Origin of the sequence: Allobosea sp. RAF48 (assembly GCF_052114025.1) — a bacterium.
Lineage (GTDB): Bacteria > Pseudomonadota > Alphaproteobacteria > Rhizobiales > Beijerinckiaceae > Allobosea.
In genome coordinates this window covers 1-26,196 of record NZ_JBFRDZ010000012.1, presented here as the reverse complement: position 1 = coordinate 26,196, position 26,196 = coordinate 1, and the positions used below count along the sequence as shown (strand labels likewise).

Below are 26,196 nucleotides of genomic sequence, written 5' to 3'. Positions count from 1 at the left end.
GGACGCCTATTTCAAGGCGACGATGATCATCAGGAAGGCGAGCAGCAGCAGGAGCTGCCTGAAGCTCCAGTTGATCTTGCGCAGCTGCTCGGCACTGCTCTCCTGCCAATCCTCGTCGGAGTCGTGACCGGGCTCGGCCGCAACCTGATGCGCGGGCACGACCTCGACCAACGGCTCGGGACGGGCCTGCGGCATCCACTCGATGCTGTCGATGAAGCCACGGGCCGGGACAACGGCATTTCCATCGCTTCCCGGCGCTAGATACCAGCGGACCGGACTCCCGGCGGGCAGCTCGCGATCCTCCTCCCGCACCCACAGGCTCGTCGTCGCGCTGAGCGAAACCTCCTGTGCAAGCCCTTTGAGGATGTCCGCCTTGAGCGCCTCGAACACCGATGGGGCCAGAAACACATCGGCAAAGGGCATCTCGGCTCCACCCTCATCGCGATAGCCGAGCATCAGCAGGAGTCGCGGCTGCTCGCTCGACGCGGCGAGCGGACGCAAGGTGAGGCCGATCGCCTCGGCCTCGCCATCGAAGCCGGCGCGCCGCAACACGCCATCCGCCACATGGGCCTCGGCGAGGATGCGCTGCGCGTCCTCGAGGCGCCCGTCGCGGCTCTCGAAGCCGCCGACGATGCGAAGCCGCGCGGCCCTCAGCCGGAAGCGCCGGGCCGAGCCCTGGACGTAGCGGGCCAATGAGCCCTCGATCGCCATCCGCCCTTCACTGACGGAGACGCTGCGCAATGCCGATGATTCGTTCATGCTCCCGTCCTGTTTCGCGGCAACGATAGCAGTTCGAACCGGCGTCGTCAGGCGATGGCTCCTGACAGCATCGCGACAGCGTCGCAGGATAGAGCAATACCGCACCTCGAGGAGGCGATATACATGACGGACGAACTCGTGCTGTACACGAATCCCATGTCGCGCGGTCGGATCGCGCGCTGGATGGTGGAAGAGGTCGGCCAACCCTACCGGGCCGAGATCCTCGGCTTCGGCGCGCCCATGAAGAGCGCGCAATACAAGGCACTCAACCCGATGGGGAAGGTGCCGACACTCGTCCATGGCGACACCGTCGTCACCGAATGCGCCGCGATCTGCGCCTATCTCGCCGATGCCTTTCCGCAGGCCGGGCTGGCGCCGGAGGCGACAAGCCGGCTGCGCGGCCCCTATTATCGCTGGCTGTTTTTCGCTGCCGGGCCGGTCGAAGCCGCCGTCAGCAACAAGGCCTTCGGGCTTGAGGTGCCGCCGGACCGGGCACGCGCGATCGGCTACGGGACCTATGCGGATGTGATGGACACGCTCGAACAGGCCGTCAGCCAGGGGCCGTATCTGCTCGGGGACCGCTTCAGCGCCGCCGACGTCTATGTCGGCTCGCAGATCCTGTGGGGCTTGCAGTTCGGCACGATCGAGAAGCGGCCCGCCTTCGAGGCCTATGGCGCACGATTGGCCAGCAGACCGGCCGCAAAGCGGGCCGACGAGATCGACAGCGCGCTCATGGCCGAGATGCAGAAGACCGGCTGAGCCGGGAAGCGCGCCCGGCGCATGGCGCATGGCCGGCTGGGCGGGTTGCCGGTCCCTGCCGGCAGGTCTAATGCTGCCGCCTGATTATTGCCTGCCGCGGCCATCCGCTTGCAGCCGCCGAGCCAGCTTTCGCGATCGCCATGAACGACATGTCCGCCATCGCCCGGCCGCGCCACGGCATGGGCTTCTACACCTTCGTGGGCCTGACCGCCGCGCTGATGGCCACCAACGCGCTGGCCATCGACTCAATGCTGCCGGCCTTGCCGCAAATGGCGGAGGCGCTGGGCATCGCCGAGGCCAACCAGCGGCAGTGGATCATCACGGCCTATCTGCTCGGTTTCGGCGTCTCCCAGATCTTCTACGGCACGATTTCCGACCGCTACGGCCGCCGGCCGGTGCTGCTCGTCGGCCTGATCGTCTACGTGCTCGCGAGCATCGCCGCGGCCTTCGCCGGCTCGTTCGAGGCGATGATGGCAGCGCGCGTGCTGCAGGGTATCGGCGCTGCGGCGACGCGCGTGCTCGTCGTCTCGATCGTGCGCGACTGCTATTCCGGGCGCGAGATGGCGCGCGTGATGTCGCTCGCCATGATCGTCTTCCTGGCCGTTCCGATCCTGGCGCCCTCGATCGGCCAGGCGATCCTCTGGGTCGCGCCCTGGCGCTGGATCTTCGGCGTGCTGACCGCCTTCGGCGGCGCCGTGCTCATCTGGGTCGCGGTGAAGCTGCCCGAAACCCAGCATCCGGAGGACCGCAAGCCGATCGCCCCCCGGAGCGTCGCCGCCGCCTTCCGCACCACGCTGACGAGCCGCATCGGCGTCGGCTACATGCTGGCGATGGCCTTCGTGCTCGGCGGGCTGTTCGGCTTCATCAATTCGGCGCAGCAGGTCTTCGTCGACGTCTTCCACACACCCGAACTGTTCACGACCGTCTTCGCGCTGATCGCGATGTTCATGGCGGCGTCCTCGCTGTTGAACTCACGCATCGTCGGGCGGCTGGGCATGCGCCGGGTCTCGCATACCGCGCTGCTGGGCTACATCGCGCTGACAAGCGTGCACGCGCTCGTTGCCCTGGCGGGCCATGAGTCGCTATGGAGCTTCGCGATCCTGCAAGGCGGCGCCATGTTCTGCTTCGGCCTGCTCGGCCCGAATTTCGGAGCCATGGCGATGGAGCCGCTCGGCCATGTCGCGGGGACGGCATCCTCGGTGCAGGGCTTCGTCACCACAGTGATCGGCGCGCTTCTGGGCTTCTATATCGGACAGCACTTCAACGGCACCGTCATCCCGCTGACGCTGGGCTTCGCACTCTGCGGCATCGCCGCGCTCGTCATCGTGCTGATCGTGGAAAAGGGCCGGCTGTTCCATCCGGCGCCCGGCCGCGCCTGAGCGGCTCCGCCCGATCCGTCGCCAACGGCGACGGGCATGCCTGGAATCGCCTTCAGTCCGCTCGTGAGCGAAAGAGGTTCGCCGTGGCTCGGGAACAGCGCCGCCGTCGCCGTCCCGCTGTCGCTGCCTGCCCTACGCGACCTTCAGATTCACCGCAGCGCTCTTGCCGGTCTTGCGATCAGGTTCGAGGTCGTAGCTGATCTTCTGGCCTTCGTTCAGGCCACGCAGCCCCGCGCGCGTCACTGCGCTGACGTGCACGAAGATGTCGCCGCCGCCCTCGTCGGGCGTAATGAAGCCGTAGCCCTTGGTCTCGTTGAACCATTTCACGGTTCCCGTACTCACATGCCGCTCCTTCCTTGACGCCTGCCGGACCCGCCCGGCTAGGCAGTGTAGGAGGCAAATCGCGGTGGTTGCAATGACGCGCCGCACAAAACCCTTCCGCGCATGCGAAGACCGGGCCGCAATGCCGCCTGCGCAGGCCCGGTGGCGGTGCAAAGCCGCTTGCGGTCGACGCGTCGCTCCCGCATGAACGGCCCAAGCAAGCGCTGGAGCATTGCGCAAAAAAGTGGGTGCCGGTTTTTTGCAGCAGCAGTGCTCTAAACTTTGAGGACCGAGGGAGCTGCCCGATGAGCAATTATGTGATCGATCCGCCGGCCGCCGTGGCCGTTCCGGTCGCGGGAGGCGGTTCCTTCCCCGTGCGGCGCGTTTTCTGCGTCGGCCGTAATTACGCCGAGCACACCCGCGAGATGGGAGGCGACCCTGATCGCGAGGAGCCGTTCTTCTTCACCAAGCCGGCCGATGCGCTGCTGACCAACGGCGCCGACATGCCTTATCCGACGAAGACCAAGGATCTCCATCATGAGATGGAACTGGTCGTCGCAATCGGCACCGGCGGCAAGGACATCCCGGAATCCGAGGCGCTCGCCCATATCTACGGCTATGCCGCCGGGCTCGACATGACCCGTCGCGACCTGCAGAACGCGGCGAAGAAGACCGGGCGGCCGTGGGACATGTCGAAGGGCTTCGACCTCTCCGGGCCGATCGGAGAGATCGTGTCGGCGAGCCAGGCCGGCCATCCGAGCGCCGGCAAGATCGAACTCACCGTCAACGGCGCCGTGCGCCAGAGCTCCGACCTCGCCAAGCAGATCTGGAACGTCGAGGAGATGATCTCCTATCTCTCGGGCCTGGTCGAGCTCAGGCCCGGCGACCTGATCTTCACCGGCACGCCTGAAGGCGTCGCTGCCGTCGGCAAGGGCGACGTTCTCGAAGGCGAAATCGCCGGCGTCGGCACCGTCCGCACCCGTATCGTCTGAGGCGTCATTCTCGGGCTTGCCCCGAGAATCTCATGACCAGCCGCGCTGGTTTCCGAGATGGTCGGGTCAAGCCCGACCATGACGAGGGTCCAGCCTTCCTCCCCGACAAGACCGAGAGCAGAAACCATGCGCCTGACATCCGACGCCAGCGGCGTCTTCCCGATCGCGCCGACTCCGTTCAACCCGGACGGCAGCATCGACTGGACCTCGGCCGACCGGCTCTTCGAGTTCTACCACGGCATCGGCTCCGACGGCGTCACCGTGCTCGGCATCATGGGCGAGGCGCCCAAGCTCGAGCCCGAGGAGTCGGTCGGCCTCGTCAAGCGCGCGGTCGCGAAGATGGGCGGCAAGCCGATCATCGTCGGCGTCTCCGCGCCCGGCTTCGCGGCGATGCGCTCGCTCGCCGGGCAAGTGATGGATCTCGGCGCCGGCGGGGTAATGATCGCGCCGCCGCCGAGCCTGCGCACCGACGACCAGATCACCGGCTATTATGCCCAGGCGGTCGAGGCCATCGGCTCGGACATCCCCTTCGTCATCCAGGACTATCCGCTGACGCTCTCGGTGGTGATGACGCCGGCGGTGATCCGCAAGATCGTCCAGGACAACCCGTCCTGCGTGATGCTGAAGCACGAGGACTGGCCCGGCCTTGAGAAGATCTCGACGCTGCGCAAGTTCCAGGCGGAAGGGTCGCTGCGGCCGATCTCGATCGTGACCGGCAATGGTGGTCTCTTCCTCGATTTCGAGATGGAGCGCGGGGCAGACGGCGCCAATACCGGCTATGCCTTCCCCGAGTTGCTGATCGACGTGGTGCGCCTGCAGAAGGCCGGCAAGCGCGACGAGGCCCATGACATCTTCGACGCGCATCTGCCGCTGCTGCGCTACGAGCAGCAGCAGGGCGTCGGCCTCGCCGTGCGCAAATACACGATGATGAAGCGCGGCATCCTCACCCACGACGCCCAGCGCAAGCCGGGCGCGGCGCTGAGCGCGGCTGCCAAGACCGAGGTCGACTACCTGCTGGCGCGGCTTGCGAAGCACGACCCGCGCGCGAAGGTCTGATCGGCCAGAACGTCATTCTCGGGCGCCGCGCAGCGGTGACCCGAGAATCGCCGGCAAGAGATGCTCGGGTCAAAGACCGGGCAGGACGCACGAGAATCCGGGCTCAGTGGCCCTTGTGCTCACCCTCGCCGCCCTTGGCGGCGATCGAATCCACCTTGAACTCGACATCGACGGTGCCGGCCTTCTCGAAGGTCAGCGTGCCCTTCATCATCTCGCCCTGCTTCAGCGGCTGCTTCAGCTCCATGAACATGATGTGGTAGCCGCCGGGCTTGAACTCGACCTTGGCGCCGGCCGGGACCTCCACGCCCTGCTCCAGCGGGCGCATGGTCATGATGCCGTCCTTCACCGCCATTTCGTGGACTTCGGCGCGGGCCGCGAACGGTACGGAGACCGAAACCAGCCGATCGGGCGTGGTTCCCGTATTCTCGATGCTGAGATAACCGCCGCCGACCTTGGCGCCGGCCGGAGTCGCGCGCGACCAGGGATGGCCGATCTTGAGCGGGCCCGCCTTGAACTCATGGGCGGCAGCGATGCTGGCGGAAAGCGCGAGCACGGCCGCGGCGAGCGAAAGGGAAAGCTTCATAATGGATATCCTGAACGGACGGGCCGCTGACGCAGCCTCATGAGAAGGTGCCGTCGCTCCTCGGGAGCGGACAGGCCGGAATTCGATGTGAATGGACAGGCGGAGGTTTCAGCCGGCCGGCGGAGCGCGCGACCGCGCGAGCCCGGTTGCGAACCGATGCGGCAGCCCCGCGGCGAGCGACATAGGCGAGGCCAGGCGGACGGCCAACCGCACCGGCGCGGGCGTATCCTCCACCGGAGCGCCGGCGAGGACAGGATTGAGCGGACAGCCCTTGCAATGGGCGAGATCGCTGGCCGGGGCCGGCGCACCTTCCTCGGGCACCGGGGCGCCGGAGCAGAGGATGGCGCCGTCCCTTGCCGTGAAGGCCGCCAGGGCCGGAGCCGGCGCAAGCGCCAAGGCCAGCACGCAAAGCGCATAGGCTGTCGCCAGCCAAGCTCCGAGCCCGGAGCGGCGAAGGCGATCGAGAAGGGCGGCGCGAGCCTGCATGGCGGCAGATGGCGCCGCTTCCCCGGCTTCGTCAAGCCGCGCATTGCCGCATCATTGGCGGAGCGCAAAGAGCGTCTGGAGAATATTATTCTCCGACGTATAGTTTCTTTAAAAGAACGGACCGGTTGACAAAGAGGACGATCCCCGCCAGATTGCGAACGTTCCCGGAGCGATCCGGGCACCGCGGAGATTTGAGCGAGCAGCTTGCGCCGCGTCACCAAACGCTAAAGCGCCACGACCGGGTCGTGGGCTCCAGATTGAGGAGACTGACATGGCCGTTGCCAAAGCAAGCCGAAGCCCGATCCGCTTCCGCCCGACCCTCTGCTGCTGTCGACGCTGAGATCGCAAGGGCCGCAAGGCCGTTTCCATCCGATCGTTTCGACGAACACGCCGCAAGATGCGGCGAAAGGCAGAGCCATGTCCCCGCTTCATTCCGCCTCCAGCCGGCCCCGCCCGGCACTGCAAGCCTATGTCATCGAAATCGGCGAGGATCAGGTCGGCCTCGTCAGCCGCCGCACCGACGAGCGCGACTTCACCTTCATCGCCGCCTCCTCGGCTTTCCGGGCCCTGGACGGGCAACGCTTCGCCACGCCCGGCGCGGCAGAGAACGCCGCGCGCCGGCTTGCCCGGCCGCGCCGCCACGGCCCGCTGCGGCTGGCCTCGTGAGGCAGTGATGCAAATCCTGTCATCCCTCTGGAACGCCGCCGCAGCCTGGTTCAACCGGGCCGTGCCAGCGGCCTTCGACCCGCTCGACGCGACAAGCGCGGACGACCGGCGCCGCTCGATCCACGACCTGACCATCGAGCAGCTCGGCATCGCCCACTGGTCCTGCCACACCCATTTCTGAGGACATGATGAACGCCCCCGTCAGCCCCGGCGCGTTGAGCGCCGGCGCCTTGCCCATCGCCATTGCAGAGCCAGCCATCCGCTTCGAGCAGGTCGGCAAGACCTTTGCGGCGCGCAGCGGCCAGCAGGCCGTGAGCGCGCTCGCCGGCATCGATCTCGACGTGCCCGCCGGCAGCATCCTCGGCGTGATCGGTCGCTCCGGCGCCGGCAAGTCGACGCTGATCCGCCTCGTCAACGGGCTGGAGCGCGCCACGGCGGGCCGCATCCTGATCGAGGGCAAGGAGGTCACGAACCTCACCGAGGCGGGCTGGCGCGCGCAGCGCCGCCGCATCGGCATGATCTTCCAGCACTTCAACCTGCTGTCCTCGCGCACGGTCTTCGACAACGTCGCGCTACCACTGGAGATCGCCGGCACGCCGCGCGCCGAGATCACCGCGAAGGTCGAGCGGCTGCTCAAGCTCGTCGGCCTCGCCGACAAGACCGCGCGTTATCCGGCGGAACTCTCGGGCGGGCAGAAACAGCGCGTCGGCATCGCCCGCGCGCTCGCCACCGATCCCAAGGTACTGCTCTGCGACGAGGCGACCTCGGCGCTCGACCCGGAGACGACCCGTTCGATCCTGGCGTTGCTGAAGCAGGTCAATCGCGAGCTCGGCATCACCATCCTGCTGATCACCCACGAGATCCCCGTCATCAAGGAGATCTGCGACCGTGTCGCGGTGATCGAGGACGGGCGCATTGTCGAGCAGGGCGAAACCTTCTCCGTCTTCACCAACCCGCAGCACCCGACGACGGCACGCTTCGTCGAGGCGGTGACCGGCGTCGAGGTGCCCGAGCATCTCGCCGGCCGCATCCGCACGCAGGCTCGCCCGGGCGACAACCTGGTGCTGCGCATCACCTTCATCGGCGAGAACGCCACCGCCCCGGTGATCAGCCGGCTGAGCGCGGTCGTAGGCGTCGACGTCAACATCCTGGCCGGGCGGATCGACGCCATCGCAGGCCAGCCCTTCGGCAGCCTGCTCGTCAGCGTGCCCTCGCGCGCGCCGGAAAGCGACGCCGTGCTCGGCGCGCTGAAGGGCCTCGGACTCAAGGCGGAGGTCATCGGCCATGTCTCCTGAACTCATCCGCCTGATCTGGCAGTCGACGCTGGACACACTCGCCATGGTGGCCGTCTCGGCCGGCATCGGCACGCTGCTGGGGCTGCCGCTCGGCGTCTTCCTGGCCACCAGCAAGCGCGGCGAGCTTTTTGCGGCGCCCGCGGCCAACGCCCTGCTCGGCGTGCTGGTCAACGCTACCCGCTCGACGCCCTTCATCATCCTCGTCGTCGCGATCATCCCCTTCACCCGGCTGCTCGCCGGCACCTCGATCGGCACCGCAGCCGCCATCGTGCCGCTGACCGTCGCAGCGACGCCCTTCATCGCCCGTCTGATCGAAGGCGCGGTGCGCGAGGTCGACCAGGGGCTGGTCGAGGCCGCGCGCGCCATGGGCGCCACGCCCGTCCAGATCGTCCGCAAGGTGCTGGTACCCGAGGCGCTGCCTGCCATCGTGCTCGGCCTCACCCTCGCCGTGGTCAGCCTGATCGGCTTCTCGGCCATGGTCGGCGCGGTCGGCGGTGGCGGACTCGGCGACCTCGGCATCCGCTACGGCTACCAGCGTTTCATGCCCGACGTGATGGCGACCGTCGTCGCCGTGCTCATCGTCCTCGTCCAGCTCGTGCAGAGCTTCGGCGACCGCCTCGCGCGCCGCCTCAACAAGCGCCTGCGCCACGCCTGACCCGTCATTTCTTCTGCTTCACATCGAAGGAAACCACTATCATGACGACCTCTTTCAGCCGCCGCGCCGCTCTCGTCGCCGGCTTCTCCCTGGCGCTCGCCGCCGGCCCGGCCTTCGCCCAGCAGAACCAGGTGATCCGCATCGGCGCGACGCCCGGCCCGCATGCCGAGATCCTCGAGAAGGTGAAGCCGCTCGCGGCGCAGAAGGGCCTGGATCTCAAGATCACCGAGTTTTCCGACTATGTCGTGCCCAATCAGGCGCTCGATGCCGGCGAGCTGGAGGCCAACTCCTTCCAGCACGAGCCCTATCTCGACAACCAGGTGAAGGACCGCGGCTACAAGATCGTCAAGGCCGGCCTCACCGTGAACTTCCCGATCGGCATCTACTCGTCGAAGTACAAGAGCTGGGCCGAGATTCCGGACGGCGCCACCATCGCCATCCCGAACGACCCGACCAATGGCGGGCGCGTGCTGCTGCTGCTGCAGGACAAGGGCGTAATCAAGCTCAAGGACGGCGTCGGCTTCAAGCCGACCGTCGCCGACATCACCGCCAACCCGAAGAAGTTCAAGATCATCGAGCTCGAGGCCGCCCAGACGCCGCGCTCGCTGGCCGATGTCGCCGCCGCGGCGATCAACACCAACTACGCTGTCGACGCCAAGATCGACCCGGCCTCCGCCATCCTGCGCGAGGACGCCAAGGGCCCCTATGTCAACCTGATCGTGGTCCGTGCCGCCGACAAGGACAAGCCCTGGGTCAAGACGCTGGTGGATGTCTATCACAGCCCGGAGATCAAGAGCTTCATCGCCGAGCGCTACAAGGGCGCCGTCCTCGCCGGCTGGTGACCATTTCCTCCCACCTGGCTCTCCAGTCATATGGCCAGGCGCCTTGCCCCGGATGCACCGCATCCGGGGCTTTTCTTTTTATCGCGTCATGGCCGGGCTTGACCCGACCATCTCGGAAACCAGCGTGCTCTGGTCATGAGATTCTCGCGTCTGCGCTTCGCTTCGCCCGAGAATGACGCGGGCGGTTCGTCAGTTGCCGATCTTGCCGAAGGCGAAGAACTGGGTCTCGCCGGAAGAGTCGTCGACGCCGTCATTGTCGGTGACGACGAAGAGGTGCCCGGCCTTGTCGACCGCCATGCCCTCGACCTTGTCGAGGCCGTAGCCGCCGGCCTTCATCAGATCGGGCGTCAGGTCGCGCAGCAGGGTCTTCTCGACGGTCGGGATTTCCGCCGCGCCGATCGCGGCGGGCTTCAGGCCCTTCATCGAGAAGGTCTGGAGCGTCTTCACAGCCTTGGCGCCGAAGCCGTTGTCGCGCTCGATCACGGCGAAGCGATCATCGCCAAGGGCAACCAGCTCGGAGAGGCCCATCCAGAAGCCGGCAGCCGGCTGGGACAGCGGATAGTGCAGTACACCCCATTCCTTGGTCGCCGGCTTGTAGGAGAGGATCTTGGTCCTGCCCTTGGGGTCGTCCTTCCACTCGCGCTGCACGGCAAGCGAGACCGTCTCGTCGGCGCCCGTGCCTGTCACAGCCACGCCCTCGAAGCCGAAGCGGACCGCATGCTTCGCCAGAGCTTCCGGCAGGACGATCTCCTCCTCAACCTCGCCCTTGGCCGAGACGCGCAGCAGGATATCGGCGAGCGGTGCGTCCTTCTTCTCGGGATTGCCCTCGGAAGCCAGCCAGAAGCCGCCGCCCTCGCGCGTCGCGATGCCTTCGAGATCGTAGGAGGCGGGCTTGCCGTCCTTGGTCACGGTGATCGCGCCGGTGATGCGGGCCGGCTTCTGCGTCGCGTCGATCTGAAGGATGCGCGAGGGCGCATAGGCGCTGTCGGTGATCGAGAAGAGCTTGCCTGGCGCGGTCCGATCGGCGGCCAGACCGGAGAGCGCGCCCCAGCCGATCGGCAGGCCGTTCTCGTCCTCGGACTGGATGGTCGGGTAGATAGCCGCCTGCTCGGAGCGGCGATAGATCATCACGGCCGAACGCGCCCCGCCCTTCTCGCCGGCATCGGTTTCCGAGGCGGAAACGAAAAGGTCGCGCTGCGGGATTGCAAGCAGTCCCTCCGGGCCGATGCCGGTCGGCAGCGCCTGCAGGAAGCGCGGCGCCTTGCCGGCACCCTCGTCCTTGTAGACCAGCACCAGCGAGGCGCGCTCCAGCCCGACGAAGATCAGCCGGTCATTGCCGTAGGTCGCGACCTCGATGCCCTCGGGCTCGCTGCCCTTGGCGGCGGAGCGCTTCTCGGGATAATGGCCGAGCCGCATGGCGAGGTGGTCGACATCCGAGCCGGAATCGAACTCGACCGTCCCATCCTTCCGAAAGATCGTGAAGCCGCGTGAGCCGCCCTTCCAGTCGCCCTCATTGGCGGTGACGAAGCGGTCATTGTCGATCCAGCGCACGGCGTCGGGCTCACGCGCGACGCCCTTCAGCTCCTCTGTCGGGCTGATCTTGCCGTCGCGGGTCTTGTCGATGTTCTTCAGATCGACCGAGCCGGCCGAGAAATGGGTCACCACCTTGCCGGTCTTCGAATCGACGATGATGAGGTGGTTGTTCTCCTGCAGCGTCACCACGACGAGTCCGTCCTGATTGACGTCGACGAATTCCGGCTCCGGATCGGTCGGCTCGACGGTGGCGAGGCCGGTCAGATCGACGACCTGGCGGGTGGCGCAGTCGATGGCGCCATCCTTGATGCCGATCAGGGTCAGGTTGCCGGCGGGGAGTTGCGGCAGGGCGCCCTTGTTGAGCTTCTCGTCGCGCTCGTTCTCGATCGCGATGGCGATCCTGCTCTTGTCCTTGGTGAGCGTCACCGAGTCGGGCTGGCCACCGAGATCGCATTTCGCCACGACCTGTTTGGTCTTGAGGTCGACGGTGGCGAGATGGCCGGCCGGCTCCTTGAAATTGTCGCCGGAGGTGACGACGGCGACGAAGGCCTTGTCACCGAGGATCGTCACGGACGTGGACTCGCCTTCAAGCGGCACGAAGCCCGCGGGCTTCGGGTTGGCCGGATCGGCGATGTCGATGATGCCGAGCGCCTTTTGCTCGGCATCGGTATAGGCGAGCAGCATACCGTCCTCGCTAGCCGCGATGATCTCGGAGACGGTCTTCTTGGCGGGATCGCGGTCGGTCGGCAGGTTCTGCGGCACCGAGAAGGTGGCGATGCGGTTGAACAGCGGCTCCGCGCCGGCGGTGCCGGCGAGGAGCAGGGAGGCGAGAGCCGCGAGGACGAGAGGCTGGCGCATGGAACAGACCCGCTGACGGAAAAGGATATCCGCGGCTAGAGAGCCCATGCGACAGCCGCGTGACAATCTCAGCGCAGGCCCGCGCCATCCATGCCCAGCAGGGCTTCGGCCTGCACCGGCGAGCGCCGGAAACCGATCATCTCCAGCTCGGTGACGACGGCGACGGCCACAGCCTGGGCGAGCACGAAAGCGATGCCGAGCCCGGTCGGCGCGAACCAGCCGAGCAACAGGATCGCGATGCTCTCGACAATCCAGAGCAGGTTGACGCCGATGATCGCATAGACGGCGAGGCGCGGCAGGAGCCTGCGGCTGGCGAGGAAGCCCAGCAGCACCGCGCAAGGCAGCAGCACGGCCCCCGCGCCGAGCAGGAAACCTTCCGGCAGGCCGAGCGGACCGGCGAGCGGACCGGCGGCGGTGGCGAGCAGGAGGCCCATGCCGGCACAGGCGGCGGCATCGAGCGCAAGAGCGTTACGCAGCAGAGGCGAGGACTGGATGAGCGACATGACATTCTCCTTGCGGCTTGCCGGGCGGTCAGCCCGTTGTCGATGCCGGAGATGCTGCCGCTTTCTGGGAGAGGCGTCGATTAAGCGGGAGGTAATTGGAACGGCCGGCGGGGATCGCTAGCTTGGCTGCCATGAACACGCATCACGCCCCATCCATCGGCGCCCTGCTCCGTGACTGGCGCCAGCTTCGCCGCTTCAGCCAGCTCGACCTCGCGCTCGAAGCCGAGATCTCTCAGAAGCATCTGAGCTTCATCGAAAGCGGCCGCTCGCGCCCGAGCCGGGAGATGGTGCTGCTGCTCGCCGAGCATCTGGCCGTGCCGCTGCGCGAGCGCAATGCGCTGCTGTTCGCCGCGGGCTATGCGCCGATCTATCTGGCGCGCTCGCTGGAAGACCCGTCGCTGAAGGCGGCGAAGGGCGCGATCGACCTCATCCTCAGGGGGCACGAGCCCTATCCGGCGCTCGCGGTCGACCGGCACTGGACGCTGCTCGCCGCCAATGGTGCGGTGACCCGGCTGCTCGGCCTCGTCGCCGACGCCGAGTTGCTGCGGCCGCCGGTGAATGTGCTGCGCCTGTCGCTGCATCCGGACGGGCTCGCTCCGTTCATCGCCAATCTCGGCGAATGGCGGGCCCATCTGCTCGCCCGGCTGCGCCAGCAGGTGCGGGCGACGGCGGATGGCACTCTGGGCGCCCTGCTGAACGAGCTTTCGGAATACCCCTATCCGGCCGAGGCGAAGAAGGCGCGCCATGATGCCGAGATGGAAGCCGGTATCGTCGTGCCGATGCAGTTGCGGCTCGGGGATGTAGTGCTGTCGCTGATCTCGACGACGACGGTGTTCGGCACCCCGGTCGACATCACGCTGTCCGAACTCGCCCTGGAAACCTTCTTCCCAGCCGACGCCGAAACGGCCGAGGCGCTGCGGGCGCTCGCGGCGAACGGCAGCGGAACGGCGTGATCGCCCGGAACCTTTCCGCCCAGGCTCCGTTCCTTATGCGACGCGACGGATGTCGCACCAGGACCAGAAGGAGCTTCGCTATGGGCAGCACGACCGACAAGATCAAGGGCATGGCCAACGAGGCCGCCGGCAACGTCAAGCAGGCCGCCGGCAAGGCGCTCGACAAGCCCGACCTCCAGGCCGAGGGCAAGGCCCAGGAAATGAAGGGCGAGGCCCAGCAGGCAATCGGCAAGGGCAAGGACGCCGTCAAGAAGGCCGTCGACAAGATCTGAGGCTTCGGTCTCAAAAGCAAAGGGCCGCCGAAAGGCGGCCCTTTTCATGTTTGCCTACGTGCGGCTCAGGCCGTGCCGCCGAGCCCGCCCAGGAAATCCTTGACCCGGCCGAAGAAGCCGGCCGTCTCGGGGTGGTTATTGTGCGAGCTCTCGCGCTCGAACTCCTCCAGGAGCTCGCGCTGGCGCGCTGTGAGCTTCTGCGGCGTCTCGACCACGACCTGGATGTAGAGATCGCCGACGTCGCGCGAGCGCAACACGCTCATGCCCTTGCCCTTCAGGCGGAACTGCTTGCCGGTCTGGGTACCCTCGGGAATCTTCACCCGCGCCTGCTCGCCCGAGAGCGTCGGCACCTCGATCTCGCCGCCGAGCGCCGCCGACACCAGGCCGATCGGCACGCGGCAGAACAGGTCCGCGCCGTCGCGCTGGAAGATCGCGTGCGGCTTGATCGAGAGGAAGATGTAGAGATCGCCCGCGGGCCCGCCGCGCAGACCAGCCTCGCCTTCGCCGGCAAGCCGGATGCGGGTGCCGTCCTCGACACCAGCCGGAATATTGACCGAAAGCGTCCGCTCGCGCGTGACGCGGCCGGCGCCCTGGCAGTTCTTGCAGGGATCGTCGATGATCTCGCCGCGGCCGGAACAGGTCGGGCAAGTCCGCTCGACCGAGAAGAAGCCCTGATTGGCGCGGACGCGGCCATGGCCGCCGCAGGTCGGGCACTGCCGCGACTTCGAGCCGGGCTTGGCGCCGGTGCCCGAGCAAGCCTCGCAGGAAACCGAGGTCGGCACGCGGATCGAGGCGTTCTTGCCGGTGAAGGCCTCTTCCAGCCCGATCTCGAGATTGTAGCGCAGATCGGCGCCGCGCTCGCGGCCATTGGCACTGCGTGGGCCACCCCGCCTCGCATCGCCGAAGAAGGAATCGAAGATGTCCGACATGAAGTCGGAGAAATCGGCGTTGCCGCCTGGGCCGCCGCCGCCATTCTCGAAGGCCTGGTGGCCGAAGCGGTCATAGGCGGCGCGCTTCTGGCCGTCGGAGAGGACCTGATAGGCCTCGTTGATTTCCTTGAACTTGATCTCGGCTTCCTTGTCGCCGGGATTCTTGTCCGGGTGATGCTGCATCGCGAGCTTGCGGAACGAGCCCTTGAGCTCGACTTCGGTCACGGTCCGGCTGACGCCGAGGATCTCGTAGTAATCGCGCTTCGACATCGATCGAACAGCCCCTTCGCCTCCCATGCGTCATGGCCGGGCTCGACCCGGCCATCTCCGGCAGGAAGGCGCTTCCTTCTTCGCGACGCCTTCTCGGGAACGAGATGGCCGGGTCAAGCCCGGCCATGACGTTCCCGAGGAAGGCGGGCGCGGGTTACGCGCTCTTCTTCTTGTCGTCCGAGACGTCCTTGAAGTCGGCGTCGATGACGTCGTCCTTCTTGGCGTCTGCCGCCGCTTCGCCTTCGGCCGCGGCGCCATTCGTCTCGGCCTGGCTGGCGGCATACATCGCCTCGCCGAGCTTCATGGAGGCCTGCATCAGCTCGTTGGTGCGAGCCTGGATGGCCTCGGCGTCCTCGCCGGTGAGCGCGGTCTTCAGCGCCTCGACCGCGGTCTCGATCGCCGACTTGTCGGCCTCGGTGACCTTGTCGCCATAGTCCTTCAGCGACTTCTCGGTCGAGTGAACGAGGCTCTCGCCCTGGTTCTTGGCCTCGACCAGCTCGCGGCGCTTCTTGTCCTCGGCCGCATTGGCCTCGGCGTCCTTCACCATCTTCTGGATGTCGGCCTCGCTGAGGCCGCCCGAAGCCTGGATCTTGATCTGCTGCTCCTTGTTGGTGGCCTTGTCCTTCGCCGTCACCGAAACGATGCCGTTGGCGTCGATGTCGAAGGTCACCTCGATCTGCGGCATGCCGCGCGGGGCCGGCGGAATGCCCATCAGGTCGAACTGGCCGAGCAGCTTGTTGTCGGCCGCCATCTCGCGCTCGCCCTGGAAGACCCGGATCGTCACCGCGTTCTGGTTGTCCTCGGCGGTGGAGAAGACCTGGCTCTTCTTGGTCGGGATCGTGGTGTTGCGGTCGATCAGGCGCGTAAAGACACCGCCAAGCGTCTCGATGCCGAGCGACAGCGGGGTCACGTCGAGCAGCAGCACGTCCTTGACGTCGCCCTGGAGCACGCCGGCCTGGATCGCAGCGCCGATGGCGACGACTTCGTCAGGGTTGACGCCCTTGTGCGGCTCCTTGCCGAAGAACTGCTTCACGACCTCCTGCACCTTCGGCATGCGGGTCATGCCGCCGACGAGGACCACCTCGTCGATCTGGCCCGCCGAGAGGCCGGCATCCTTGAGCGCCTTCTTGCAGGGCTCGATGGTGCGCTGGATCAGATCGTCGACCAGGCTCTCGAACTTGGCGCGCGAAAGCTTGATGGCGAGGTGCTTCGGACCCGAGGCATCCGCCGTGATGTAGGGCAGGTTGATCTCGGTCTGCGAGGCGCTCGATAGTTCGATCTTGGCCTTCTCGGCCGCTTCCTTCAGGCGCTGGAGAGCGAGCTTGTCCTTCTTCAGGTCGATGCCCTGCTCGCGCTTGAACTCGTCCGCGAGGTACTCGACCAGGCGCATGTCGAAATCCTCGCCGCCGAGGAAGGTGTCGCCGTTGGTCGACTTCACCTCGAACACGCCATCGCCGATCTCGAGGATCGAGACGTCGAAGGTGCCGCCGCCGAGGTCATAGACCGCGATGGTGCCGGCCTGCTTCTTGTCGAGGCCATAGGCGAGCGCTGCCGCCGTCGGCTCGTTGATGATTCTGAGCACCTCGAGGCCGGCGATCTTGCCGGCATCCTTCGTCGCCTGGCGCTGGGCGTCGTTGAAATAGGCGGGAACCGTGATGACGGCCTGGGTGACGGGCTGGCCAAGATAGGCCTCCGCCGTCTCCTTCATCTTGGTGAGCGTGAAGGCCGAGATCTGCGACGGCGAATAATCCTTGCCGTCGGCGGACACCCAGGCATCTCCGTTCGAGGCCTTCGTGATCTTGTAGGGGACCAGCTTGAGGTCCTTCTGCGTCATCGGGTCGTCGTAGGTGCGGCCGATGAGGCGCTTGATCGCGAAGAAAGTGCGCTCCGGATTGGTGACGGCCTGGCGCTTCGCAGGCTGGCCGACAAGGCGCTCGCCGTCATCCGTGATGGCGACGATTGAGGGCGTGGTGCGCGCGCCCTCGGAATTCTCGATGACCTTGGGCGTCGAGCCTTCCATCACTGCAACGCAGCTGTTGGTCGTGCCGAGGTCGATACCAATGACTTTACCCATGGATGGGATCCCTTTCGATTGAGCAGATCGCCGACCTGCGACGCATTCACGCCGCCTGCCGGCCCATGGACCGGGCCGCCCCCGCTTCAGCGGCGAACGAACCGGCATTCCACGTTTGACGGTGGTTAAACCGCCCCTTGGCGGCGTATATAGTGAGGGTGTTCCTACCCTTGCAAGACAGGCGAGCCGATTAAGAATCGGGGATTGTGGGGTTTTGGGCTGCACCGGCGCTTTCCGCCGCGACTGTGTCCTTGCGGCCCTTGCGCCCGCTCGCACCTGCCTTCATGCAGGAAGGCCGTTCCGTTTGCGCATGGACACCATGAGCCGATCGACGCGCATCGCCCTTTCTCTGGCGGCTATCTCAGCCGCAATGACGGCGCTCGCGCAGGCGCAGCCCCTGCAATTGCCGGGCGCGCAGCCGTTCAATGCGCCGGGCACGCAGCAGGGCGCCCCCTCGCAGCCCGGCACGCCCGCCGCGCCGCGCCCGCCGAGCATGCCTGCGATCAAGATCCCGACCGAGGAGGGAATCCTCGGCAGGCCCCTTCACCGGAACGGCCATCACGGCGAGGCGACTTTCACGAAAATCGCCAGCGGCTTTGGGATGAAGCTCGACCTCGACGGCTTCCAGCCTGTCAATCTCGTCGAGCCCTGCTCCGTTTCCTTCGGCGATGCGCCCGTCCCGGTCACGGCGCTCGGGCGCCCGGCCGGGGTGCCGCGCTACCGGCTGGAAGCGCCGATCTGCCCGATCGTCTTCGATGTGCTCGATGGCGCCGTCCTCGTCGTGGAACCGAGCGAACCCTGCGTCGTCGAGGCAGCCCAATGCCGGATCGATCCGCGTGGCCTGTGGGGGCCGGACGCGCGGACGATCGCCGCGCAGGCGAAAGAGATCGAACGGGCGCGCGGCGCCGCCGAGCGCGCCGTCCGCGAGGGCTACCGGACCCTGACGGCCAAGTCGGACGCCGTCGAGCAGCGCTCGATCGCCCGCGAGCAGGCGGGATTCTCCTCCGAGCGCGAAACCATCTGCCGCGATTTCCAGCGCGAGGGCCAGATGGGCTTCTGTGCTGCCCGGATCACGGAAGCACGCGCCGCCGCGCTACGCGTCCGGCTCGGCCTCAGCGCCGACCCCAAGCCTGCCGCCAAGCCGAAGCCGCGCCCGGCGCCAAAGCCCGCGCCGCTCTCGCTCACGCCGACGCAGTAGAAGGCTGGCGGACCTCTCCCGCGGCCCCCGGCGCCCCCTGCGATTAAGGCTGCGTTCACTACCTTTTCCGGCTTCCTCGCCGGCCGCACAAGGCAGCGCGCATCTTTACGATTGCTCCGGGACTGGCTGCTTACAAGCCGGAGCACACTGCTTTTGGGGGACCGAATAGAATGCGCCTTTTTGATTGGGGATTTGCAAGGAAAGGTCTGGCGGCAGTGCTCGCCGGCCTGCTCGCCAGCGCCGCGCCGGCCCAGGCCTGCACGAACATTCTGATGATCGCCGCCGACGGCACGCCGGTTTACGGCCGCACCCTCGAATATGCGCTCCAGACACCGTCCGACGTCGTCGTGGTCCCGCGGAACTATGCCTTCGTCGGGACCCGTCCCGCCAACATGCCGGCCCCCAAGTGGAACACGCGTTATGCTTTCGTCGGCGTGATGAGCTTCGGCCAGCCTTTCGTCTCCGACGGCATGAACGAGAAGGGGCTCGCCGGCGGTGCCCTGTATTTCCCGGACTTCGTGGGCTACACGCCGGTGGCGCAAGCCGATCCGAACACTGCGCTCGCGCCCTGGGAATTCCTGAGCTGGGTCCTGTCGAACTTCGCCACGGTCGCGGAGGTCAAGGAAGCCCTCAACAAGGCCGTGATCGTCGACCTTCCGGCGCCGATCGTGAATTTCACACTACCGTTCCACTTCCCGATTCACGATGCGACAGGCGCCTCGATCGTGATCGAGCCCGTGGACGGCAAGCTGAAAGTCTATGACAATCCGCTCGGCGTGCTGACGAATTCTCCGACCTTCGACTGGCACCTCAACAATATCCGCAACTACGTCAAGATTTCGCCGGTCTCGGCCGATCCGCTCAAGATCGGCGGCACGACGTTCGAACCCTTCGGACAGGGGTCCGGACTGCTCGGCATCCCCGGTGATCCGACGCCGCCGTCGCGCTTCATCCGCGCGCTCGGCTACGTCGCCTCGGCGAAGCAGGCTCCCGATGGTCCGCAGGCGGTGCGTCTCGTCGAGCACATCATGAACAACTTCGACATCCCCGTCGGCTTCATCAACTCGGCGGCGAAGGGCGGAGAGCTCGAGTATACGCAGTGGACCTCGGTCGCAGATCTGCGGGCCAAGAAGTACTACATCAAGAGCTATCAGGATCAGGTCCTGCGCATGCTCGACCTGACCAGCTTCGACCTCGACGCCAAGGCACTTCAGGTTGCACCGTTCAAACCGAACCCGGTGCCTCCGGCGCTTCAATTCGCGAAGCCGTAAGCTCAAAGCCGCCCCCGCTCACTCCGTGAGATCGGGGGCGGCTCTTCCCTGGATCATCAACCGACCGGCCCAATGGGCCAAAGCCCGCGCCCGATCGGCCCCGTCGTCAGGGCGAGACCGTCAGCGGCAGCGAGACCGTAAGCAGGCCGACGGTTCCACGCGCGCGGTTCTCGACGGCAAACTCGCGCAGGACCTTGATGCGAGTCGATATCGGCGTCTTTCCGACCGTGAAATTGTAGGCGAGCGTGCCGCCGAGCGCCGTCACGCGCCCCTTGTAGGGACCGAGCTGTGCGCCGGACCCGCTATCGCCGGTGACCTGCTGATAGTGATAGCCGATCACGCCGGCGGAAAGCGCGCTGGTCAACGCCTTCGAGGCGGCCCATTCCAGGTGGAACTCGGTGCCCGTCCGGTAATCAGTGGCCGGATTGGTGCCGTTGAACGTCACGCCGGCGACACCGGACAGATCGACACCGGTTTCCGGATCGAACCAGGTGAGGGCACCGGACAGGTCCGTTGCCCAGCGGTGGAAGGCAAGATTGGCGAGTTCGCCGTTGCGGTACTCGCCCGCCGGTGCGTTCACCATGACGGTCGCGTTCCAATGGAACTTGCCGGCATGCCAGCCGAGCATCGTCGAGAACACGGGATCGCCGACCATCGTCGCATTGTCGCGCACATTGGAGCCGATCAGGCGGTTCGTTCGTGGCGAATCGTATTCGACACCGGCCCCGACCCTGACGCGGCCGACAGGCAGGGTGGCTCCAAACGCGAGATTGCCGCCGGCGATCTCCCAGGGAGTCACCCACGTGCCGCTCAGGAAATCGGCCCGTGCCTGGCTGCGCACATCGGCGACGAAGCGGCCGCCGGAAGGCAGGGACTTCCGGGCATCGAGCTTCGCGTCGTAGCTATAGGTATCACTCTCGAAATAGACCCCGGGCGGCGGCAGGTAACCCGCCATCGGGCCGCGACCGCCAAGCAGGTAGAAGCCCGTGCCGTTCTCGGCCGCGCGCGCATCTCCCTGAGCCCCGAAAACACCGGCAACAAGGCCGAGCGCCATCACGCCGAACCGGACTGGCCGGCGCGATTCGCAGGCTTGGTTAGTCATCATGTCGTCTATCGCCCCCCGGCGCGGTCGCCGCCAGCCGGGCGAATCAGCTGGGCGAGCCTAGAGCGCTTGCGGGCGGCGGTGAATCCCCAATCGGCCTTGTCCCACTAGCGTCGGGCGCGCGCCATTCGGGCTTGCAGCGATCGCTCATCCAGCGTCGCAACCGCATCGATCAGCTCGACCGCGAAGCTGCCAGGGCCATGGCAGCGCTCGGCCGCGATTTCGCCCGCAATGCCATAGGCCGTCAGCGCGGCTCCGGCCGCGATCACCGGGTCTGGTTCGACCGCAAGACAGGCTGCGGCCAGCGCGCTCGAAGCGCAGCCGAGCCCGGTCACGCGGCTCATCAGCGGATGCCCGAAGGCAACAGAGAGCTTTCCGGAAGGCCCGTCGATCATGTCGACAGCCCCTGTCGTCGCGCGCGTGACCCCGGAGGACTGTTCAAGCAGTCCGGCCAACGCCGCCATCTCGACCGCATTGCCGCGCACGACGACGCCCGGTAGCCGCAACACCTCCCCGGCCAGCTTCAACCGGAGTGGCGACAGCTCGACGAAGACAGGGTCGAGCACGAGCGGGATGCCGCCGTCCCGCGCCGCAGCAAGGAGCTTCGGGATGGCGCGCTCGCCCTCCGGACTGATCGTCCCGAGATTGATCAGGATCGCGCCGGCACCGGCTGCAACAGCCGCAACCTCCTCGGGATGACCAGCCATCGAGGGCACGGCTCCGAAGGCGAGCAGCATGTTGGCGGTGACGTTCTGCGCCACCGTATTGGTCAGGCAATGGACGCGCGGGCGGCGCTCGGCCACCCGCGCGAGGATCGACGCGACCTGGGCCGCGTCGAGGCTGTCGTTCATACCGCTCATTCGGCCGCAGGTAGATAGATGCTGCCGCCCTTGTCGAGGAATTCCTTCGACTTGGCGGCCATGCCTTCGTCGGCCAAAGCCTCCAGTGCCTTGCGTTCGTTTTCACCCATCGCCTGCACCTCGGCGCGCAGATCCTGCGTGATCTTCATCGAGCAGAATTTCGGCCCGCACATCGAGCAGAAATGGGCGACCTTGTGGGCGTCCTTCGGCAGGGTCTCGTCATGGAACTCGCGCGCCGTGTCGGGGTCGAGCGCGAGGTTGAACTGGTCCTCCCAGCGGAAGTCGAAACGGGCACGGGAGACCGCGTCGTCCCGGATCTTCGCCGCCGGATGGCCCTTGGCGAGGTCGGCGGCATGGGCCGCGATCCGATAGGTGATGACGCCGGTCTTGACGTCGTCGCGGTTCGGCAGCCCGAGATGCTCCTTCGGCGTGACGTAGCAGAGCATGGCGCAGCCATACCAGCCGATCATCGCAGCCCCGATGCCGGAGGTGATGTGGTCATAGCCCGGCGCGATGTCGGTGGTCAGCGGTCCGAGCGTGTAGAACGGCGCCTCGCCGCATTCGCGCAGCTGCTTGTCCATGTTCTCCTTGATCTTGTGCATCGGCACATGGCCGGGGCCCTCGATCATCACCTGGCAGCCCTTGTCCCAGGCGACCTTGGTCAGCTCGCCGAGCGTCTCGAGTTCTGCGAACTGAGCCCGGTCGTTGGCGTCGGCGATCGAGCCGGGGCGCAGGCCGTCGCCGAGCGAGAACGAGACGTCATATTTGCGCATGATCTCGCAGATCTCGTCGAAGCGCTCGTAGAGGAAGCTCTCGCGGTGATGCGCCAGGCACCAGCGCGCCATGATCGAGCCGCCGCGCGAGACGATGCCGGTGACGCGGTTGGCGGTCAGCGGGACGTAAGGAAGCCGCACGCCGGCATGGATGGTGAAATAGTCGACGCCCTGCTCGGCCTGCTCGATCAGCGTGTCCTTGAACACCTCCCAATCGAGCTTGATCGGATCGCCGCCGACCTTCTCCAACGCCTGATAGATCGGCACGGTGCCGATCGGCACCGGCGAATTGCGCAGGATCCAGGAGCGGATGTTGTGGATGTTGCGGCCGGTGGAGAGGTCCATCACCGTGTCGGCGCCCCAGCGGATCGCCCAGACCAGCTTCTCGACCTCCTCGGCCGCGCCGGAGGTGACGGCGGAGTTGCCGATATTGGCGTTGATCTTGACCAGGAAGTTGCGGCCGATCGCCATCGGCTCCAGCTCGGGGTGGTTGATGTTGGCCGGGATGATCGCGCGCCCGCGGGCGATCTCGTCGCGGACGAATTCGGGCGTCACGAATTCCGGCACGCTGGCACCGAAGCTCTCGCCATCGGCATGCCGCTCCCGCGCGCCTTCCAGCATGGCGGCACGACCGAGATTCTCGCGATGGGCGACATAGATCATCTCGGGCGTGATGATGCCCGCCTTCGCGAACTCGTACTGCGTCGTCATCTGGCCCGGCTTCGCCTCGAGGATCGGGCGCTGCGCCGGGCAGGCGGGCACGAGCTGCGCTTCGCTGATATGGCCGTTGTCGGCAGCGGTGACGGCCCGGCCGGGCACGGTCTGGAAGCCGCGGGCATCGAGCCAGGCCCGGCGCGGCTGCGTCAGCCCGGCGTTGAGGTCGATTTTCGCCTCGGTCTCGGTATAGGGGCCGGAGGGATCATAGATGCGCACCGGCGGCTCGGCATCGGTGGTCAGCACGACCTCGCGGAACGGCACGCGCATTTCGGGATGTTCGGGGGCTGCGACATAAATCTTGCGCGAGCCGATGATCGGGCCGGTCGTCACGCTTTGCGGCGCGGTTTTGACGCTGTTCTTCTGGGGTTTGATATGGGCATTCATGGGGATCTCCTCCTTGGTACAGGTCAGGAGATCCGGCGTCGAAGCGGTTCAGTCGCTGTCTGCGGGCAAGGCTTTGCGCCCTGCGATCGCGTTCCAGTCCCTCCGCCGGTATGACCCGGATCAGGTTCGACGGGTTCGGCTTCGGAAGCCATCTCAGCCCTTGCGGGCACCCCTCGGAACGGTACGGAGGTTAGGCGCTGCGAGGCCGCTTGGCAACGGGTGATGCGGCAGACGATCAGAAGGCGGGAATTCTTCAGGCGGAGCGGTCGACAAGGGCGCCCTGCCCGGCCGGGAGCATCGCCTTGCTCTGGTCGACGCTCTGCTGGAGCATGGTGACGAGGCTATGATCGGCCTGCGCGTTCTGTTTGATCATCTCGGCGGACAGCGCCTGCTGCGTCGAGGCGGCCTGCATCGTGACGATGCTGCGGGCAAGGGAGACGGCGTCGCTCATGCCGGCGACGCTAATGCGCCCGCCTTGCCAAATCCTGAACGGCCTCAGGGCCTGATGATCGACGGCACCGCACGCGGCATCGGCAGGTCGCGACCGGGCTGCGGCGGGCCAGCCTGTGCTCCGTCATCGCGCTGTTCACGCCTGTCGGCGCGCGGCGGCGCGGCCCGTTCGCCGGCCGGCGGCCGCACGGCCCCATCTGCCCGGGGCCTCACCGGCACGCCAGGAGCACGCTGTTTCACGGCGGGAGGAACATTCTGAGCCGATGCCGGAAACGGCGCGAAGTAACCCGCGAGCATCAGGCCTGCCATCGCCAGAGCGGACATCTTCATGGCTGCATCTCCCATCGGCTCTCCCTGCGGAAGAGGAACCGCCACGGGCGTGCGGGGGTTCCTCGCGCGCCGCAAAGAACGGGGCTGCCCATGGAGCAGCCCCGTGCGGGATCAGCGGTTCTGACCGGTCAGCAGCGGCGTGATGCGCCGCAGCGTCACGCGCCGATTCTCGCGCGCGGCGTCCTGGGTCTGAACCTTCAGATACTGCTCGCCATAGCCCTGGGTGGTCAGGTTTTCAGGCGGGATCTGGAAGTCGCGCGTCAGGATCTCGGCGACCGACTGGGCCCGGCGATCCGAGAGCGAGAGATTGTCGACATCGGAGCCGACGGCATCGGTATGCCCCTCGACGAGGAAGACCTCGTTCGGCGAGCTCTGCAGGGCCCGCCGGACCGAATCCGCGATCACGGCCAGACGCTGACCCTGGTCCGGCGAAACCTGCCAGGAACCGGTGTCGAAGTTGATCGTATCGATATCGACGCTGCGCATGCGGGCACGCAGATCCGGCGAGTAGCGGACCTCGTCGAGCGTGTAGCGGCGCGGGATCGCGGCGATCGGCGGCGCCATGATCGTCTCGTAGATCAGTGCCTCGTCGGCCTGGTCGGCATCGACGATATAGCGCTCGCGGGGGATCGGCAGCGGCGGCGGCGGCAGCACGACGACATCATCGGCGAAGCGCCCGGGACGGTCACGCAAGGTGTTGTCGATGATCACCACCTCACGGTCGTCGCGATCGATGCGGATACGGCGGATCAGGCGGCCCTCCTCATCGGTGACGGTGACGATACGCGTGCCGTCGGGACGCTCGAACACGGTCCGCATCTCGCCGTCGCGGCGCTCGGAGCGGCCTTGCCAGCCGAGATCGCGGAAGCGCTGGTCCTCGTCGCGGCGGATGATGGCGCGTCCATCGTCGTCGCGGATGATGGTGCGGCCAGGCTCGCGGATGACGGTGACATCACCTTCGCGCCGTTCCTCGCGCCGCGCCCGGATATCGTCGAAGCGCTGCGCTCCCTGAACGGCCATGATGCCGCCGATCGCGCCGACCCCGAGACCGATCGCCCCGGCCACACCCGGCGAGATTCCGCCGCGACGGCCTTCGCGCTGTGGCGGCTGAGTGGGGAAGACGCCGCCGGCCGGCGGCTGCGCCGGCGCCATGCCGGGCTGGGTCGGTGCGACACCGGGTTGCACCGGCGCCGAGGCGCCAGGAACCGCGGCGGGAGGCGCGCCCGGAGCGGGGCGACCGGGCTGAGCGGGCACCGCTCCTGCAGGCGGCGTGGCAGGGGGCGGGGGCGAAGGCGGAGAGGCAGCGCCGGGTTGCGCCGGGGCTGGGACGACGGGAGCCGCGGCCGGAGGCGTTGCCGGGCGCAGCGGCTGCGCCGGAGCTGCGCCGGCCGGCGGTACCGGAACTGCGGCGCCCGGCTGAGCCGGAACGCCGGGAGCAACAGCAGGCGGCGTCGCCGGGCGCGGCTGCCCGGCCGGGACCGTGGGAGCCGTGCCAGGCTGYGGCGCTGCGCCCGGCGGGCGCTGGAACGGAGCAGCCGACGGAGGGACGGCCGGCCCTCCGCGCGGAACCACGGAGGGTGGCGCGCCGGCGCCGGGCTGAACCGATGTGCCGGGAGCAGCGGAAGGTGGCGCCCCGGGCGGGCGAGGCTGCCCTGCGGGAGCCGAGGGAGCCACACCCGGCTGCGGTGCAGCCGCCGGAGGACGCGCTTGAGGCGGAGCAGCGGAGGGCGGAACAGCCGGGCCGCCGCGCGGCACGACCGAAGGCGGCGAGCCGGGCTGGGCCGGAGCCGGCGGCGGAGCGGCCTGCGGGCGCAGGCCGGGTTGCGCTCCGGGCGCGGCAGCGGGCGGCGCAGGCGGCTGAGGTGCGGCGCGCGGCGGTGTCGGCATGACGGGCTCCGCCGGCGGACGCGGCGGTGTCGGCCGGGC

The 26,196-nt window shown here is 67.3% G+C and carries 27 protein-coding genes and 1 riboswitch; of the genes, 13 read left to right on the top strand and 14 right to left on the bottom strand.

Annotated elements, in window-relative coordinates:
• Nucleotides 1-6: 6 nt before the first annotated feature.
• Nucleotides 7-759 (bottom strand): hypothetical protein, encoded by a 753-nt coding sequence (locus AB4Z10_RS20080; RefSeq protein ID WP_441472156.1) that lies wholly within the window; start codon nt 757-759, stop codon nt 7-9.
• A 123-nt stretch (nt 760-882) separates the two neighbouring features.
• Here AB4Z10_RS20080 and AB4Z10_RS20075 point away from each other — a divergent pair, with 123 nt between their 5' ends.
• Both AB4Z10_RS20075 and AB4Z10_RS20070 read left to right on the top strand, forming a co-directional pair.
• Nucleotides 883-1,518 carry a glutathione S-transferase family protein gene (locus AB4Z10_RS20075; RefSeq protein WP_441472155.1) on the top strand — a complete coding sequence of 212 codons (636 nt, stop codon included), beginning with the start codon at nt 883-885 and terminating at the stop codon, nt 1,516-1,518.
• A gap of 140 nt (nt 1,519-1,658) precedes the next feature.
• Nucleotides 1,659-2,897, top strand: a complete 1,239-nt coding sequence (locus tag AB4Z10_RS20070) for a multidrug effflux MFS transporter (protein WP_441472154.1) — start codon at nt 1,659-1,661, stop codon at nt 2,895-2,897.
• Between the two features lie 132 nt (nt 2,898-3,029).
• Here the strand turns inward: AB4Z10_RS20070 and AB4Z10_RS20065 are convergent, their stop codons facing one another.
• Nucleotides 3,030-3,239 (bottom strand): cold-shock protein, encoded by a 210-nt coding sequence (locus AB4Z10_RS20065; RefSeq protein WP_441472153.1) that lies wholly within the window; start codon nt 3,237-3,239, stop codon nt 3,030-3,032.
• 284 nt (nt 3,240-3,523) lie between these two features.
• Between AB4Z10_RS20065 and AB4Z10_RS20060 the strand changes: the two genes are divergently transcribed.
• Together AB4Z10_RS20060 and AB4Z10_RS20055 are read left to right on the top strand one after the other, a co-directional pair.
• The gene (locus AB4Z10_RS20060; protein ID WP_441472152.1) at nt 3,524-4,210 is read left to right on the top strand and encodes a fumarylacetoacetate hydrolase family protein; all 687 of its coding nucleotides are present in this window, start codon (nt 3,524-3,526) and stop codon (nt 4,208-4,210) included.
• A gap of 126 nt (nt 4,211-4,336) precedes the next feature.
• Entirely contained in the window at nt 4,337-5,266 is a 930-nt protein-coding gene (locus tag AB4Z10_RS20055; RefSeq protein ID WP_441472151.1) for a dihydrodipicolinate synthase family protein, read from the top strand.
• Between the two features lie 103 nt (nt 5,267-5,369).
• On the opposite strand, the gene AB4Z10_RS20050 is transcribed toward AB4Z10_RS20055, so the two are convergent.
• On the bottom strand, nt 5,370-5,849 hold the full coding sequence (locus tag AB4Z10_RS20050; RefSeq protein WP_441472150.1) for a copper chaperone PCu(A)C: 480 nt from the start codon (nt 5,847-5,849) through the stop codon (nt 5,370-5,372).
• A gap of 108 nt (nt 5,850-5,957) precedes the next feature.
• Complete coding sequence (locus tag AB4Z10_RS20045) at nt 5,958-6,335, bottom strand: hypothetical protein (RefSeq protein WP_441472149.1); 378 nt, start codon at nt 6,333-6,335, stop codon at nt 5,958-5,960.
• 417 nt (nt 6,336-6,752) lie between these two features.
• Between AB4Z10_RS20045 and AB4Z10_RS20040 the strand changes: the two genes are divergently transcribed.
• The 5 genes from AB4Z10_RS20040 to AB4Z10_RS20020 are packed head-to-tail and all read left to right on the top strand — an operon-like array spanning nt 6,753 to nt 9,793.
• On the top strand, nt 6,753-7,001 hold the full coding sequence (locus AB4Z10_RS20040; RefSeq protein WP_441472148.1) for a hypothetical protein: 249 nt from the start codon (nt 6,753-6,755) through the stop codon (nt 6,999-7,001).
• A gap of 7 nt (nt 7,002-7,008) precedes the next feature.
• The gene (locus AB4Z10_RS20035; RefSeq protein ID WP_441472147.1) at nt 7,009-7,182 is read left to right on the top strand and encodes a hypothetical protein; all 174 of its coding nucleotides are present in this window, start codon (nt 7,009-7,011) and stop codon (nt 7,180-7,182) included.
• A 7-nt stretch (nt 7,183-7,189) separates the two neighbouring features.
• The gene (locus tag AB4Z10_RS20030; RefSeq protein WP_441472146.1) at nt 7,190-8,296 is read left to right on the top strand and encodes a methionine ABC transporter ATP-binding protein; all 1,107 of its coding nucleotides are present in this window, start codon (nt 7,190-7,192) and stop codon (nt 8,294-8,296) included.
• Entirely contained in the window at nt 8,286-8,951 is a 666-nt protein-coding gene (locus AB4Z10_RS20025) for a methionine ABC transporter permease (RefSeq protein WP_149131599.1), read from the top strand. The genes AB4Z10_RS20030 and AB4Z10_RS20025 overlap by 11 nt, the downstream gene beginning before the upstream one ends.
• 41 nt (nt 8,952-8,992) lie before the next feature.
• Complete coding sequence (locus tag AB4Z10_RS20020; protein ID WP_441472145.1) at nt 8,993-9,793, top strand: MetQ/NlpA family ABC transporter substrate-binding protein; 801 nt, start codon at nt 8,993-8,995, stop codon at nt 9,791-9,793.
• A gap of 189 nt (nt 9,794-9,982) precedes the next feature.
• On the opposite strand, the gene AB4Z10_RS20015 is transcribed toward AB4Z10_RS20020, so the two are convergent.
• Complete coding sequence (locus AB4Z10_RS20015; RefSeq protein ID WP_441472144.1) at nt 9,983-12,184, bottom strand: esterase-like activity of phytase family protein; 2,202 nt, start codon at nt 12,182-12,184, stop codon at nt 9,983-9,985.
• A 68-nt stretch (nt 12,185-12,252) separates the two neighbouring features.
• Nucleotides 12,253-12,687 (bottom strand): hypothetical protein, encoded by a 435-nt coding sequence (locus tag AB4Z10_RS20010; protein ID WP_441472143.1) that lies wholly within the window; start codon nt 12,685-12,687, stop codon nt 12,253-12,255.
• A gap of 131 nt (nt 12,688-12,818) precedes the next feature.
• Between AB4Z10_RS20010 and AB4Z10_RS20005 the strand changes: the two genes are divergently transcribed.
• Complete coding sequence (locus AB4Z10_RS20005) at nt 12,819-13,640, top strand: helix-turn-helix domain-containing protein (protein ID WP_441472402.1); 822 nt, start codon at nt 12,819-12,821, stop codon at nt 13,638-13,640.
• A gap of 80 nt (nt 13,641-13,720) precedes the next feature.
• A complete protein-coding gene (locus AB4Z10_RS20000) occupies nt 13,721-13,912 on the top strand; it encodes a CsbD family protein (RefSeq protein WP_441472142.1) in 192 nt (63 codons plus the stop codon).
• A gap of 65 nt (nt 13,913-13,977) precedes the next feature.
• On the opposite strand, the gene dnaJ is transcribed toward AB4Z10_RS20000, so the two are convergent.
• Together dnaJ and dnaK are read right to left on the bottom strand one after the other, a co-directional pair.
• Complete coding sequence (dnaJ, locus tag AB4Z10_RS19995) at nt 13,978-15,111, bottom strand: molecular chaperone DnaJ (RefSeq protein ID WP_441472141.1); 1,134 nt, start codon at nt 15,109-15,111, stop codon at nt 13,978-13,980.
• Between the two features lie 154 nt (nt 15,112-15,265).
• Nucleotides 15,266-17,185 carry a molecular chaperone DnaK gene (gene dnaK, locus AB4Z10_RS19990; RefSeq protein ID WP_441472140.1) on the bottom strand — a complete coding sequence of 640 codons (1,920 nt, stop codon included), beginning with the start codon at nt 17,183-17,185 and terminating at the stop codon, nt 15,266-15,268.
• Nucleotides 17,186-17,504: 319 nt separating this feature from the next.
• Between dnaK and AB4Z10_RS19985 the strand changes: the two genes are divergently transcribed.
• The gene (locus tag AB4Z10_RS19985; RefSeq protein WP_441472139.1) at nt 17,505-18,383 is read left to right on the top strand and encodes a hypothetical protein; all 879 of its coding nucleotides are present in this window, start codon (nt 17,505-17,507) and stop codon (nt 18,381-18,383) included.
• A gap of 170 nt (nt 18,384-18,553) precedes the next feature.
• Nucleotides 18,554-19,654: a linear amide C-N hydrolase gene (locus tag AB4Z10_RS19980; protein WP_441472138.1), complete on the top strand. Its 1,101-nt coding sequence runs from the start codon at nt 18,554-18,556 to the stop codon at nt 19,652-19,654.
• 106 nt (nt 19,655-19,760) lie between these two features.
• Here the strand turns inward: AB4Z10_RS19980 and AB4Z10_RS19975 are convergent, their stop codons facing one another.
• The 6 genes from AB4Z10_RS19975 to AB4Z10_RS19950 form a co-directional block, all read right to left on the bottom strand.
• The gene (locus AB4Z10_RS19975; protein ID WP_441472137.1) at nt 19,761-20,759 is read right to left on the bottom strand and encodes a SphA family protein; all 999 of its coding nucleotides are present in this window, start codon (nt 20,757-20,759) and stop codon (nt 19,761-19,763) included.
• 104 nt (nt 20,760-20,863) lie between these two features.
• On the bottom strand, nt 20,864-21,607 hold the full coding sequence (locus AB4Z10_RS19970) for a hydroxyethylthiazole kinase (RefSeq protein WP_441472136.1): 744 nt from the start codon (nt 21,605-21,607) through the stop codon (nt 20,864-20,866).
• A 5-nt stretch (nt 21,608-21,612) separates the two neighbouring features.
• A complete protein-coding gene (gene thiC, locus AB4Z10_RS19965) occupies nt 21,613-23,490 on the bottom strand; it encodes a phosphomethylpyrimidine synthase ThiC (RefSeq protein ID WP_441472135.1) in 1,878 nt (625 codons plus the stop codon).
• Nucleotides 23,491-23,569: 79 nt separating this feature from the next.
• Nucleotides 23,570-23,674, bottom strand: a riboswitch (TPP riboswitch).
• Between the two features lie 69 nt (nt 23,675-23,743).
• A complete protein-coding gene (locus tag AB4Z10_RS19960; RefSeq protein WP_441472134.1) occupies nt 23,744-23,941 on the bottom strand; it encodes a hypothetical protein in 198 nt (65 codons plus the stop codon).
• Nucleotides 23,942-23,985: 44 nt separating this feature from the next.
• On the bottom strand, nt 23,986-24,270 hold the full coding sequence (locus AB4Z10_RS19955) for a hypothetical protein (protein WP_441472133.1): 285 nt from the start codon (nt 24,268-24,270) through the stop codon (nt 23,986-23,988).
• A gap of 111 nt (nt 24,271-24,381) precedes the next feature.
• Nucleotides 24,382-25,455, bottom strand: coding sequence for an OmpA family protein (locus AB4Z10_RS19950; protein WP_441472132.1), 1,074 nt, complete (start codon nt 25,453-25,455; stop codon nt 24,382-24,384).
• Nucleotides 25,456-26,196: the final 741 nt, after the last annotated feature.